The organism is Streptomyces sp. ACA25 (genome assembly GCF_028200735.1).
GTDB lineage: Bacteria > Actinomycetota > Actinomycetes > Streptomycetales > Streptomycetaceae > Streptomyces.
The window spans coordinates 168,432-181,311 of the sequence record NZ_JAQKPV010000006.1 but is presented as its reverse complement, the minus strand read 5'-3'; the positions used below and the strand labels follow the sequence as shown (position 1 = coordinate 181,311).

10 protein-coding genes are annotated in these 12,880 nt (G+C 74.5%); 5 read left to right on the top strand and 5 right to left on the bottom strand.

The window, feature by feature from the left end:
* Positions 1 to 65 precede the first annotated feature (65 nt).
* Entirely contained in the window at positions 66 to 1,559 is a 1,494-nt protein-coding gene (locus tag PJ985_RS12150) for a VMAP-C domain-containing protein (RefSeq protein WP_271683691.1), read from the bottom strand.
* Positions 1,552 to 2,556 carry an effector-associated domain 2-containing protein gene (locus PJ985_RS12145; protein WP_271683690.1) on the bottom strand — a complete coding sequence of 335 codons (1,005 nt, stop codon included), beginning with the start codon at positions 2,554 to 2,556 and terminating at the stop codon, positions 1,552 to 1,554. Before PJ985_RS12145 ends, PJ985_RS12150 begins: the two co-directional genes overlap by 8 nt.
* 236 nt (positions 2,557 to 2,792) lie before the next feature.
* Between PJ985_RS12145 and PJ985_RS12140 the strand changes: the two genes are divergently transcribed.
* Positions 2,793 to 3,998: an MFS transporter gene (locus tag PJ985_RS12140; RefSeq protein WP_271683689.1), complete on the top strand. Its 1,206-nt coding sequence runs from the start codon at positions 2,793 to 2,795 to the stop codon at positions 3,996 to 3,998.
* Positions 3,999 to 4,113: 115 nt separating this feature from the next.
* Here the strand turns inward: PJ985_RS12140 and PJ985_RS12135 are convergent, their stop codons facing one another.
* Entirely contained in the window at positions 4,114 to 5,553 is a 1,440-nt protein-coding gene (locus PJ985_RS12135) for a nitronate monooxygenase (protein ID WP_271683688.1), read from the bottom strand.
* Positions 5,546 to 6,040: a hemerythrin domain-containing protein gene (locus PJ985_RS12130; protein WP_271683687.1), complete on the bottom strand. Its 495-nt coding sequence runs from the start codon at positions 6,038 to 6,040 to the stop codon at positions 5,546 to 5,548. The genes PJ985_RS12135 and PJ985_RS12130 overlap by 8 nt, the downstream gene beginning before the upstream one ends.
* 314 nt (positions 6,041 to 6,354) lie before the next feature.
* On the opposite strand from PJ985_RS12130, the gene PJ985_RS12125 reads away from it, so the two are divergent.
* Entirely contained in the window at positions 6,355 to 7,251 is an 897-nt protein-coding gene (locus tag PJ985_RS12125) for a F510_1955 family glycosylhydrolase (RefSeq protein WP_271683686.1), read from the top strand.
* A gap of 62 nt (positions 7,252 to 7,313) precedes the next feature.
* Here PJ985_RS12125 and PJ985_RS12120 read toward each other — a convergent pair whose 3' ends face one another.
* Positions 7,314 to 8,117: a vitamin K epoxide reductase family protein gene (locus PJ985_RS12120; RefSeq protein ID WP_271683685.1), complete on the bottom strand. Its 804-nt coding sequence runs from the start codon at positions 8,115 to 8,117 to the stop codon at positions 7,314 to 7,316.
* Between the two features lie 187 nt (positions 8,118 to 8,304).
* On the opposite strand from PJ985_RS12120, the gene PJ985_RS12115 reads away from it, so the two are divergent.
* From PJ985_RS12115 to PJ985_RS12105, 3 genes are read left to right on the top strand one after another with little or no spacing between them, the layout of a single operon-like run.
* A complete protein-coding gene (locus tag PJ985_RS12115; RefSeq protein WP_271683684.1) occupies positions 8,305 to 9,609 on the top strand; it encodes a TIGR04053 family radical SAM/SPASM domain-containing protein in 1,305 nt (434 codons plus the stop codon).
* Positions 9,606 to 12,332, top strand: a complete 2,727-nt coding sequence (locus PJ985_RS12110; protein ID WP_271683683.1) for a multicopper oxidase domain-containing protein — start codon at positions 9,606 to 9,608, stop codon at positions 12,330 to 12,332. Before PJ985_RS12115 ends, PJ985_RS12110 begins: the two co-directional genes overlap by 4 nt.
* A complete protein-coding gene (locus PJ985_RS12105) occupies positions 12,329 to 12,775 on the top strand; it encodes a hypothetical protein (protein ID WP_271683682.1) in 447 nt (148 codons plus the stop codon). Before PJ985_RS12110 ends, PJ985_RS12105 begins: the two co-directional genes overlap by 4 nt.
* Positions 12,776 to 12,880 lie beyond the last annotated feature (105 nt).

The window sequence follows — 12,880 nt, the reverse complement described above, 5'->3', positions numbered from 1 at the left end:
GTTGCGTCGGGCGGCAGGGTACGAATTCGTGAGACCGGACCGACGGAGCGTCACCGCACCGAATATCAGGTCACCGGCGCCGGAATCTCCGGGAGCCGGTCCGGGTCGTCCCACAGCACGGCGATACGAGAACTGGTGGAGTCCCCGGACTCATAATCCCGCGTCCCGGGAGGCGAGCGCAAGGGCCTGAGCCGCTCCGGCAACTCGCTCAACCGGGCTTCCAGCAGCGCCTCGACGACCGACCGGGCGGGGGCGGCCAGGCTGCCCCGGTGACTCCAGACGAACAGGGGGAGACCGGCCTGCAGGCCGGTGAACAGCTCGTTCCTCCCGTGCTCGTCGTCGGGCGGTGAGCCCAGCGCCATGAGCACGACGTCCGCGTTCTCCTTGAGCCGCGCGTAGAGCTGGTTCCGACGGGCTCCGTCGCCCTGTGCGCAGTGATGCGCGCGGGCGCTGCCGACCCCGCTTCTGAGCACGTCCCAGCGCTCGTTCCACACCCGGTGCAGTTGCAGGGCCTCGATGCGCTCCAGACTGCGCACCACGACCGCGTAGTCCTGCCACAGCGGGGGCCCGCCGTCATCACTGCCCCAGGGCCGGCCGGCCGGGAAGGCTCCGGCCCGGGGCCAGTTCTCCACCGGCTCGTTCATCAGGGAGGCAGGCAGGATGAACTCCAGCACCACCTCCCCCCGGTGTTCCCGCAGCCGGATCTCCTCCCGGTCCACCAGGGCCGCCACGTGCTGCCGCACTTCGGCGCGCGGCACGGTGCGGTCGTCGCGCCGGCGGGGCGCCCACTCCTCGCCGGTGTTCGTCCAGCAGGTGACATGGACGCGTTCGGCGGCGCTGGTGGAGGGATACAGCCGGATCAGCAGATGGGCGGGGCTCCGCGCTGCGTCCCGCCAGCTCCCGGTGTTCCGGCGGGCGTCGTCCAGCACGCGCTGGGCCGCCGTGCTGTCCCCCGCGGAGTCCCGCACCTGACGGCTCACCCAGCTGCGGATCCGGTCCCCCAGCTCCGGCCGCTGGACGGCGGCCAGCTCCTGGAGGAAGCGCATGCTCCGCGAAGCACCGGCGGCGGCCGGCCGGTTGGTGTGCGCCAGCAGCTCGTGCGCGTCCCAGGCGGTGTGCACGCCCCCCGGGAGCGGGCCGAAGGAGTCGCCCGCCACGGCGTGGTAGAGCGCGGGGAGCTCGGGCACCGTCCCGCGGTCCAGCCCGGCCAGCAACCCGGCCAGCTCGCGCCGGCCGGGCTCGTCGAGAACGGGCGGCAGCACCGGATCGACCAGCCCCAGCGCGTGCTGGGAGGGCAGGTCGTAGCCGGCGAGGTGGTGCACGGCGCCGGTCAGCTCCCGCAGACCGGTGTCCACCGTGCCGAAAGCCCGCACCATCGCCACCACATGGACCCGCTTCTCGGACCGTTCCGGCACCGACAGGCGCACTCCCAGCCGGTCCATGGCAAGGGACGTGCACAGCCTGCGGTTCTCGAGGTCGTCCAGCACCGAGACCTTCATCAGCGCGTCGACCAGCCGGACCGGCAGCTCCGCGTCGTCCGCCGCCGGGAGTTCACTCATGGTCGCCCAGCTGCCGTGGCCACGTCCGTCCGGCCAGGTCCGCAAAACGCTTCATCGCGATCGTCTCCCCGTCGATCCTCCGCACGGCCTCCACCAGGGCCGCCGGGCCGTCCTCGAACTCCCCGCACCGGCGCACGGTGTGGAAGAGCTGGAGGTGCGGTCTGCTCTGTCGTGGAATGCTGCCGCTGATCCTGCCCGGCAGGAGCGACAGCAGAGCGGCCCCGCCGTCCGCCCCCACCGCTTCCACCGCCTGCAGGCACTCCACCAGCGGCCACAGCCCGGCCGGAGATGTGCTGCCGGCGGCGGCACTCCCCCCGCCCGCGGCATTCCCGGCGGACAGCGTGCCGAACCGGGTTCCGCGCAGGACGTCCAGCGGAATCATCCAGGCGACCGCGGTGGGACCGGGCTCCCTGGTCTCCAGGACTGCGGCGACCACCCCGGTCACCCGGCTCCGCTCCACGTCCCAGGCCCCGGCGCCGCTGAAGCCCCGCTCCATCCTGGCACCGCCTCCGCCGAGACCGTCGAGCTGCTGCCATCCGGGGTGCGGACCGCCCGCACCGGCCACCCGGGCCCGCGACCACACCCCGGTGGGCACGGCGGGCGGGTGGCCGAACGCCGCCACCTCGAAGCCCGCCCGCAGGCCGCAGCCGCCGGTCGGCGCGGGCTCCGGCCCCGGGGGCAGCGGCTCCAGCAGCCGCAGCACCGCGAGGTCTCCCGCCGGCCCCGAGCGCAGCCAGCCGTCCTCCGCCACGCGGGCGCGCAAGGGCGCGTCTCCCTCCGGGGCGGCGGGAAAGTCCACCAGCACCGTACCGTCGGGCGCCACCGGGGTACGGGGGGTCCGCAGCGCCGCCTCCACGACGTGCGCACACGTCAGCAGCCGTCCCCCCGGCACCAGCACAGCGGCGCCCACGATGTCCGTACCCGGGCGGCCGCGGATGCGGGCACGCCAGGAGAAGGCGGCTCGCGGCGGTGCCCGGTCCTCGTCCTCTGCCCCCACACGCCCCCCTGTGCACCGTGCGGCGACGCGGCGAACACCGCGCCGGTACGACACGTCAGGGTAAGTCGGACAGCCCACGCCTGTCATCAGAAGGTGCGGACTCCCATCGGCCGCGGACGCCCGGTGACCACCGGCCGGCCCGCGGCGGGGAGACTGTGCGGTGCCGGCCCACACCGCCCGGCACCGGGTGCCCCGACCGGGCACCGAAGCCACCAGGACGGGGACTGAACAAGGTCATGTCGCTGCAACCGTACCGCCGCGTGCTCGCCGTTCCCCGGGTGCGGACGTCGATGCTGCTGATGTTCGTCGCCCGGCTGCCGATGACGGCCATGGGCATCCTGCTGACCCTCCACACCGTCGGCACCCTCGGTCGCGGCTACGGGGCGGCCGGACTGCTGGGCACCATGGTGATGGTCGGCAGCGCGCTCGCCGCGCCCACCCTGGGCAGGATGATCGACCGGTACGGGCTGCGCCCGGTGGTCGCCGTCTGCGGCACCTGTTCGGCCGCGTTCTGGGTGAGCGTTCCGCACCTGCCCTACCCTGCACTGGCGCTGATCGCGCTGCCTGCCGGGATGTTCGCCGTGCCCGTGGGCTCCCTCTCCCGGCAGGTGCTCAGCGCGCTGGTTCCCCAGGACCGGCTCCGGGCCGCGTTCTCCCTGGACTCGATCGGGGTGGAGGCCTCGTTCATGATCGGCCCGGCCGCGGGCGTCCTGCTGCTCACGCAGTACTCCTCCAGCACGGCGCTCACCGGCATCGGACTCTGCTTCGCACTGACGTCCACCGCGCTGTTCGTGCTGAACCCCCCGGTCCGCGGCGCCGGTGAGCCGGTGCGCAACCGGAAGGACGTCCGGCCCCCGCTGCGCAGCTGGCTGCACGGCAGGCTGATCGGGACCCTGCTGATCGCCACCGGGGCGCTGTTCACCCTGATCGGTACCGAGATCGCCGTGCTCGCCGCGCTGCGGGAGAACGGGGAGGTCGCCTGGACGGGCGTGGTGATCGCCCTCATGGCGGTGGCCTCGATCGCGGGCGGGCTGGTGCACGGAGCAGTCCGGCGGTCGCTGCCGCAGGGCAAGCTGATGGCGCTGATGGCACTGCTGGTGCTGCCTGTCGGGCTGTTCGCGGATCCCTGGTGGCTGCTGGCGCTCGCGCTCGTCCCGATGAACCTCCTGTGCACCCCGACCCTGGCCTCGACCACCGAGTCCGTCAGCAGGCTCGCCCCCGCCCGGGTGCGGGGTGAGGCGATGGGAATGCAGGACGCGGCGACCCGGATCGGCTTCGCGCTGGGCAGCCCGGCGGTCGGGCTGGCCATCGACCACAGTTCGCCCGGCTGGGGGTTCGTCGCCGCAGGGCTGGGCGGTCTGGCCCTGGCCTCCGTCGGCTTCCTGTGGAACCGGCGGGCGGCGGCAGCGGCACCCGTGCCCGACCTCGCCGGCGCCGGCTGACCCGGGTGGGACGGGCGCACTCCCGCCCTCCGCGGCGGCCGGACGTCTCCCCGTCCGGCGGCCGGTCCCCCGGCCGTCGGGAGAGCCGGCCGCTCGGGACGCCGCTCGACGGGCTTCAGCCGCCCAGCAGGTGAGCGACCACGTCGGCCGCGGAGCAGTCGTCGGAGGGCAGCCCTTCCAGACAGCTGAGGTCCTGTCCGAGGGTCACCAGGGCCGGTTCGGCGTAGCCGTCGGACCGGTGCTGGCCGAGCCCGATGTCCGCGGTGAGCGCGTTGCACAGGCAACGGCGCCCGGCCGTGTCCTGCTCCGCGCCGCCCTTGCGCACATAGGCGTCGACCGGTTCGGCGGCGCAGCGGTAACCGACCGAGCCGGCCGGTGACAGGTAGGGGGTACGCAGGTATCCGAGGTCACAGAGCCGGGGGCGCTCCTGGTAGGTGTCCGGCTCCGAGAGGGTCTCCGGCAGCCCTGCCACCTTGAACGGGAACCCGGCAGGGGAGGTGTCGGGGGCGTTGAGCACGGTCAGCGTGCCGAGCGCCGCCCGGTCCCTGACCTGCCGCCGCAGCGCCGGGTCCAGGCCCGACTCGCGGCACAGGGCGAAGACCGTCCCGGCCTGGATCCCGGTGGCCCCGGCCGCCCGGGCCTCGGCGAGCCCTTCGGGGGTGCCGTAGCCGCCGGCCAGCCAGAACGGCAGCCCGAGGCGGGCCACACCGGCCAGGTCGAGGGCGTCCCTCGGCCCGTACACCGGCTCGCCGGTGCCACTGAGCCGCATCCGGCCGCGGGGCGGGGCGCTGTGACCGCCGGCGCTCGGCGTCTCCAGGACGAAACCGTCCGGACGGGTGGCCGGGGACCGGCACAGGTAGGTGGCCAGCACGGTGGAGGACACGATGGCCAGCATGCGGGGGCGGCGCAGCGGCTCCGGCAGTGCCCCGGGCCGGGTACCGGCCGGGGTGCCGATCCGGTCGACGGGGTCGAACGTGAGGATGTGGCGCTCCTCGCTGCCGCTGACGGTCACCGACAGTTCCGCGGGCGCGTGCCGGGCCAGGGCGTCCAGCAGGGCAGGGATCTCGCTGGGGATTCCCGCACCCATCAGGACGTAGTCCACGCCGGCGAGCATCGCCCCGTACGCAGCGGCCGGAGTGGCGAGCTGCACCTTCTCCAGGTAGTTGATGCCGACCGGGCCGTCGTGTCCTTCCCGGGCCAGCCACACCTCGGTGAAGTTGCCCGCCACGGTCAGCTCGTCGCGGGCCCGGTGCGGGCGCAGTCCCAGCCGGGGCACCGGGCGGAACGGGCGGCCCGGGGCGATGCCGCCGGACACGAAGTACCGGCGCAGGATCCGCTCCGCCACCTCCGGGTACGGGAAGTGCGCCAGGGCACGCCGCAGGTCACCGCCGGGGTCACCGCGCTGCAGACGGCGCGCCAGGGTGGTGTCCAGGGCCACCCCGGACACCACTCCCAGCTGCCCCGTCCGGGCCACGGCCGCTGCCAGCCGCCACCCGGAGACCCCGATCCCCATACCGCCCTGGATCACGGCCGGTGCGGGCCTCTCCTCAGGCACGCCGGTCGCGTTCGGTGGCGGCCCAGGTGAGCAGGTCGAGGCCGGCGTCCTGGGCGGCGGCCCGCGTGGTGAGGATGCGGTCGATGTCCGCCTCGGGGAACGTCTCGACCATGATGGAGAGCCCTTCGCAGTCGCTGACGTGCGGCAGGATCTCGCGGGTCAGCTCCACCCCGCGGGCGGCCTGCGCGGGGGTGAGCGAGGCCAGGGAGCTGAGGCCGAGGAGTTCGCGCGCGTTGCGGATCGCCCCGTCGTGGTCGGCGAGCAGCTTCTCCACGTAGGTGGTTCCGAAGATGTGCACCAGCTGCGGGTACATCGCCTCTTCCTCGTACCGGAAGTGCGGGCCGGTGGCCTCGGCCACGGTGCCGACCAGCGCGCGGACCCGTGCGATGTCCTGCTTGCCGAACGCGTCGACCAGTTCGAGCAGCAGGTCGCGGACCTGCCGGTGTTCGGCGCTGAACGCCTCGGTGAATTCCTTCAAGGCCGTCATGAGTCGCCCTTCTCCTTCGTGCGAGGACGTCGGCGGCAGTGGGAATCCGGGCAGGCAAACCGGTCTCCGGAGCCCCAAAGGCTGACACTCCGTGACTCTCGTCCCACGACCGCACCGCCCACAGGGGCCGTTGGTCCCGGCGGAAGGCCCACCGGGGGCACTGCGGCGGGCCGCGGCAGGGCCGTTGGGCCCCTTCTCCGCACGGGGCCGGACGGCCCGCCGCCCGCGCGGCACGCCGGTTGTAGCTTGGGGTGGAGGGCCCGCGGCACGTCGCGGCCCTCCGTCCCGCAGCCCCGCCCCCACCGAGGACTTCCATGGCTCCCCGTACCCGCACCCGCACCGTTTCCGTCTCCGTCGCGGCGCTGCTCGCGACCGCGCTCGCCGCCTGCTCCGGAGGATCCGGTCCCGAAGCCTCCCCGGACGCCGGCGCGGAGCCGGACGCCGGGCCCACGGCCGAGGCGGCGGCGGTCAGCCACGTGCACGGCCTGGGCATCGACCCGGCGGACGACACCCTGTACGTCGCCACCCACGAGGGCGTGCTGGCCGTCGACGAGGACGGCGGGTGGGAGGTGGTCAGCGACGAGGCCGACTACATGGGCTTCGCCGTGGCCGGGCCCGGGCACTTCCTCGGCAGCGGCCATCCGGCGGCCGGCAGCGACGAGCCGTCGAACCGCGGTCTGCTGGAGTCCACCGACGCCGGACGTACCTGGGAGTCCCGCTCGCTGGGCGGCGAGGCCGACTTCCACGCCCTGGAATACGCGCACGGCACGGTGTACGGGTACGACAGCGTCACCGGCATGCTGCGGGTGAGCGAGGACCACGTGCAGTGGCAGGACCGGGCGCAGGTCCCGGTGGTGGACATCGCCATCGCCCCGGAGGATCCGGACATGGTGCTGGGCACCACCCAGGAGGGTGTCGTCACCAGCCTCGACGGCGGCGAGACCTTCGGTGCCGGTGCCCAGCCCGTGCTGATGCTGCTGTCGTGGGCCGAGCAGGACGCCCTCTACGGTGTCGACCCCGCCGGAGTGGTGTTCCGCAGCCCGGACGGCGGCGCGGAATGGAAGGAGGCCGGCACTGTTCCCGGGGGCCGGCCCCAGGCACTGGCCGCGGTCGACGCGGACCGCCTGCTGGTCGCGGGCCAGGACGGCGTCCACGAGTCGCTGGACGGAGGCCGCACCTTCACCCAGCGGCTGGCACTCACGGCGCGCTGAGACGCCCGCACCGGGGCCCGGCACCTTGTGCGGGGCCCCGGCACATCGCGCGCCAGAAGGGCTCAGAAGGGCTGGAAGCGGAGGTACACCAGCAGGGCGATCACCGCGTACCAGGCTCCGAGGATCACCCAGTGGGTGTCCAGCACCCACTGCAGCGCCTTCCGGCCGCGGTCGGGCACCGGGATGATCCGGTGCTCCAGGTTGTGCAGGGTCACGTACCAGAACAGCGGGATCACGATGATCCACACGACCACGCAGTAGGGGCACAGCTTGTTCAGCTCGTAGAGCGACTGCTGGATCAGCCAGTGGACGAAGAGCAGCCCGGCCACCGTGCCGGTCTGCAGCGCGAGCCAGAGGACGCGGTGCAGGCGGGCCCCGCCGAGTACGGCGGCGCCCAGGGTGGCGACGACGGCGAAGGCGCCCAGCCCGAGGAGCATGTTCGAAAACCCGAGCAGGCTGCCCTGCCAGCTGGTGAGAAGGCCACCGCAGCCGACGACATCGTTGATGTCGCACGCCGGAACGTACGACGGGTCGGCTCCCAGCGCGTCCGCGTCCACCGTGAGGCGGAACGCGGCCAGCCAGCCGATGAGGCCGGTGATCAGAAGCACCAGGCCCGTCCGCCGGCCGGCTCCGACCCCGTCGGCGGGGCCGGGCGCGCCGGGGTCCGGGACCCGGAGGTCCTCGGCCGTGCCGCCGTCGGTTCCTGCCAAGGGCTCCCCGGGCGGGCCGGTGCCGGGCGGGCCGTCGGGCGTCTCCCCGGCCGGCCCTCCGGCGGGTGCCGCGCGGAGGCTGTGCCGCCGCACGGCCGGGGACCGCGCCCCGCCCGCGAGGGAGTCGGGCGGACCTGCGCCTGCCTCACTCTCCATGGCGGCCACGCTAGACCGGCGGCAGGAAGCGGTCGCGAGGGCCGAACGGCCCCGGCCCGGTCCCGACCGGCCCTGGAGCGGACTCCCGGGGTGCCCTGGGTGGCCCCGGTGTCCGGGCCCTTCGGCCGGGCGGGTCGCGGCAGGTCTCCTGCCAGGCTGACGTGACCCGTCCCGGAGGTACGTCACCGTGCACAAGCAGCAGCCGGCACTCGCCCGGTCCCGCGGCCCCGCAGCCCTCACCGCGGCGCGTGCCGCCGCCGGAAGCGTCCGGCCCCGCTCCACCGCCCCGGCCCTCGCCGGCCGCGCGGTCCGGGCACAGCGTCAGGACGTGGACGACAAGCCGTTCATCGTGATCTGGGAGTCGACCCGGGCCTGCCCGCTGGCCTGCCGGCACTGCCGGGCGGAAGCCGTGCCGGACCGGGATCCGCTGGAGCTGGACACCGCCGCCGCCAAGGACCTGCTGCACCAGGTCGCGGACTTCGGGCGGCCCGCCCCGCTCTTCGTGATCACCGGGGGAGACCCGTTTCAGCGGCCCGACCTGCTGGAGCTGATCGCCTACGGGACGGAGCTGGGCCTGCGGGTCGCGGTGTCCCCGTCCGGCACCCCGACCCTCACCCCGGACAGCCTGCGGGCCGTGCACGAGGCGGGAGCCTCCGGCCTCTCCCTGAGCCTGGACGGCTCCACACCCGCGCTGCACGACGGTTTCCGGGGCGTGCCGGGGGTGTTCCGCTGGACGCTCGACGCCTGGGACGCCGCCCGGGAGCTCGGGATGAAGGTGCAGATCAACACGACCGTCGCCCAGCACAACCTGGACGACCTCCCGGACATCGTGCGGCTCGTCCAGGAACACGGGGCGATGCTGTGGAGCGCGTTCTTCCTGGTGCCCACCGGACGTGGCCGCCAACTGGCCGGACTGTCCGCGCGCGAGGTCGAGGACCTGCTCAACTTCGTGTACGACGTGGGTCTCACCGTGCCGGCGAAGACCACCGAGGCACACCACTTCCGCCGGGTGGCCCTGCAGCGCCGGGTACTGGCCGAGCGGGGCGAGGACCACGTGGCGGTTCTCGGACTCGGGCCCCTGTACCGGGGGCTTCGTGACCGGGCCCGGTCGCTCGGCCTGCACGCGCCCGTCCGGCGGGCCCGGCGCCCGCCGCTGGACGTCAACGCCGGCCGTGGCTTCGTCTTCGTCTCGCACCGGGGGACCGTGCACCCGAGCGGGTTCCTGCCGATGGACGCGGGCAACGTCCGTGAGCAGCCGCTGTCCGGGATCTACCGCTCCTCGCAGCTCTTCACCGGCCTGCGGGACCCTGACCAGCTCGACGGCCGCTGCGGGCGATGCGAGTTCCGCCGGGTGTGCGGCGGCTCGCGGTCCCGGGCCTTCGGGCTGACCGGGAACCCCTACTCGGAGGAACCCTGGTGCGACTACCGCCCCGGGTCCTTCCCCCACCAGGAAGAGCTGGCCGCGCTGCTCCCCGCCGGGAGCCGGGTATGACCGGTCACCCGGCCCTGCCCTCTCCGTCCGGCCCGTCGGCCTCCTCCCCCGCCCCGCCCGGGCCGCACGCCGGTGCGACCGGGGCCGAGGGGACACACCCGCCGAGCCACTTCACCTCCTCCGGCCCGCGGACCCGCCACCTGCGGGCGCATGCCGCCGTGGTCGCCTGGCTGGCCCTGGCGCTGCTGGCGGTCGCCGCGCACGATTCCCTGCCGGTGGCCCGCTGGCTGGCCGTCCACCTGTTCCTGCTCGGCGGGGTGTCCACCGCCCTGATGGTGTGGAGTGAGCACTTCACGGTCGCCATGTGCCATGCCCGGCTCCCCGACCCCCGGTGGAGCGATGCCCGGCTGGCGGGCCTCAACGTGTCGGTTGTCGCGGTGCTCGCCGGGGTCTGGGCCGACCTGCCGGCCGCGATCGCCGTGGGGGCGATCGGCGTGATCGCCGCGGTTCTCGCGCATCTGACGGTGCTGGTCCGGTTGGGCCGCGGCTCACTGGGCGGACGGCTGGGTCCGATCGCCCGGTACTACAAGGCCGGCGCGCTCGCGCTGGTGCTGGGTGCCGCGCTCGGGGCGCTGCTGGCCACCGGCCACGCCGGCGCGGACCGGCAGGCCGGGACCGCACTGGCGCACCTGCACGTCAATCTGCTCGGCTGGATCGGGCTCCCGGTGCTCGGCACCCTGTTCATGCTGTGGCCGACCGTGCTGGGCGTACGCATGGAGGACCGCACGGTCCTGGTGGCACGGCGGGTGCTGTGGCTCGCCGGTCCGGGGCTGCTGCTGACCGCCGGCGCGCTGCTGCTCGGCGCCCGCTGGCCGGCCGTCGCCGGTCTCGCTCTCTACGCCGCCGGGACGGCGTGGGCGGCCTCGCTGTTCCTGCGGACGGCGGCGCTGCGCGCTCCGCGTTCCGGCGCGGCCTGGATGCTGGCCGCGAGCACCTGCTGGCTGCTGGTGGCCGTGGCCGCCGATCTGCTGCTGATGGCCACCCGTGAGCCGGCCGTCCTGCTCGGTGACCTGGACTCGCTGGTCCCGGTTCTGCTCATCGGCTTCGTCGGCCAGGTGCTTCTGGGTGCCATGAGCTATCTCCTGCCGATCGTCCTCGCGGCCGGCCGCCCGGACTCCCGGACCGCGCTCACCGGCATTCTGGACCTGGGGTGGCCGGTCCGCCTCGCTCTGCTGAACGCCGGAGTCCTGCTGCTCGCACTGCCGCTGCCGGCTCCCGCCGGTGCGGTGGGCTGGGCACTCGTTCTCGCCTCCGGAGCCGCCTTCCTCGCCCTCACCGCCACGGTCCTCGCCCGCCGGGCGGGGACTCCGGCCCCCGGTTCGACGGATGCCGGGGACCCGCCCGGCGCGGAACGGCCCGCGACCGGCCGGCTCGCCCCACTGGTCGGTGCCGGGCTGGGGGTGGTCCTCACCGTCCTCGCGGTGCTGGTGGCCAACACCCCGGGCGGGCAGCCGGAAGCGGGCGGGGCGCAGAACACGGCCGCCGCCGGGGCGGCCGGGGCCGGCACCGGCGAGGTCCGGACGGTCGAGGTCTCGCTCCGCGGCATGTCGGTCATCCCCGACCGTCTGGAGGTGGAGCCCGGCACGGAGCTGCGGCTGGAGGTCACCAACGACGACGCGCACCCGCACGACCTGCTCATCGAGGACGGGCCGGCCACCCCGATGCTGGGCTGGCTGGAGAGCCACACGCTCGACCTGGGTCCGGTCACCGCCGACCTCGACGGCTGGTGCACGGTGCCCGGCCACAAGGCGGCAGGCATGACCATGAGGATCGAGGTGGCGGGCTCCGCGGAACCGGCACCGGCGGAGCCGGAGCATGCCGGTGGTCACGGCACGGGCGACAGCTCCCCCGGCGGGCTGAACCTCGCCGCGGAACCGTCTCCCGGCTGGGAGCCGCTCCCCGCCGCGCTTCCCCCGGCCCCCGGGGGGCGCGTCCACGAGGTCGAACTCCGCGCGGTGGAGGCCGATGTCGAGGTGGCACCCGGGGTGGTCCAGCAGATGTGGACCTTCGGTGGCACGGCCCCCGGCCCCACCCTGCGCGGGACGATCGGCGACACCTTCGAGATCACCCTGATCAACGACAGTGAGCTCGGGCACGGCATCGACTTCCACGCCGGGGCGCTGGCCCCGGACGAGCCGATGCGCACCATCGAGCCCGGTGAGGAGCTGGTCTACCGCTTCACCGCCGAGCACGCGGGGGCCTGGCTGTACCACTGCAGCACTCCCCCGTTGCTCCAGCACCTCGGCAACGGCATGTACGGCGCGGTCATCATCGACCCGCCGGATCTTGACCCGGTGGACCGGGAGTACGCCTTGGTCGCCTCCCAGCTCTACCTGGGGACTCCGGGCAGCGAGGAGCAGGTGGCCAAGATGCGCGAGGCCCGCCCGGACGCCTGGGTGTTCAACGGCGGCGCCGGGCAGTACGCCCAGGCCCCGCTGACCGCCCGGGCCGGGGAGCGCGCGCGGTTCTGGGTGGTGGCCGCCGGTCCCAGCGACGGCATCGCCTTCCACATCGTGGGCACCGTGTTCGACACCGTCTACAAGGAGGGCGCACACCTGCTGCGGCCCGGGGACCCGGGCGGCGCCCAGGTGCTCGATCTGGCCGCCGCGCAGGGCGGGTTCGTGGAGACCGTGTTCCCCGAGGCCGGAAACTACCCGTTCGTCGACCACGACATGCGCCATGCCGAGAACGGTGCGCTCGGCATCGTGGCGGTCGAGCCGTGAGCGAGGTCGGGCCGTGGGCCGTGGTGCGGTTCCTCCACGTCGCCGGAGCGGCGCTGTGGGTCGGCGGACAGCTGGCCCTGACGCTGGTGATCCTCCCGCTGGCCCGCCGGATGCTGACGGCCGAGGCGAGGGCGGGGTTCGTCCGGGCGGCGGGGCGCCGGTTCGGGATGCTGACCGGCGCGCTGTTCCTGCCGCTGCAGCTGGGCACCGGGGTGGCGATCGCCTGGCACAAGGGGGTGACCTGGGCGTCCCTGGCCGAGCCGGGCTACGGGCGCACCCTGGCCGCCAAGCTCGGCCTGTTCACCGCGGTGATGATCGCGGCGGCGGTGCACGGCTGGGCGTACAGCCGGGGGCGTCCCGAACTGGCGCGGGTGCTGGCCGTCACCTCGCTCGTCGGCTCGCTCGGTGTCGTGCTGCTGGCCGCGGCGCTCCCCGCCACGTGAGCGCGGCCCGGTCCCGGCTGGAACCGGGATCGGGCCGGGTGCGCACCGCGGTTTCCTCCGGACCCTGCCCACACGGCACCTTCCCGTACCCCCACCCCCTTTCGG

Excerpts from the sequence above, each read along its gene's own strand:
- PJ985_RS12150 (WP_271683691.1), bottom strand. The coding sequence starts at position 1,559 with ATGAGTGAACTCCCGGCGGCGGACGACGCGGAGCTGCCGGTCCGGCTG.
- PJ985_RS12110 (WP_271683683.1), top strand. The coding sequence starts at position 9,606 with ATGACCGGTCACCCGGCCCTGCCCTCTCCGTCCGGCCCGTCGGCCTCC.
- PJ985_RS12125 (WP_271683686.1), top strand. The coding sequence starts at position 6,355 with ATGGCTCCCCGTACCCGCACCCGCACCGTTTCCGTCTCCGTCGCGGCG.
- PJ985_RS12140 (WP_271683689.1), top strand. The coding sequence starts at position 2,793 with ATGTCGCTGCAACCGTACCGCCGCGTGCTCGCCGTTCCCCGGGTGCGG.
- PJ985_RS12130 (WP_271683687.1), bottom strand. The coding sequence starts at position 6,040 with ATGACGGCCTTGAAGGAATTCACCGAGGCGTTCAGCGCCGAACACCGG.
- PJ985_RS12120 (WP_271683685.1), bottom strand. The coding sequence starts at position 8,117 with ATGGAGAGTGAGGCAGGCGCAGGTCCGCCCGACTCCCTCGCGGGCGGG.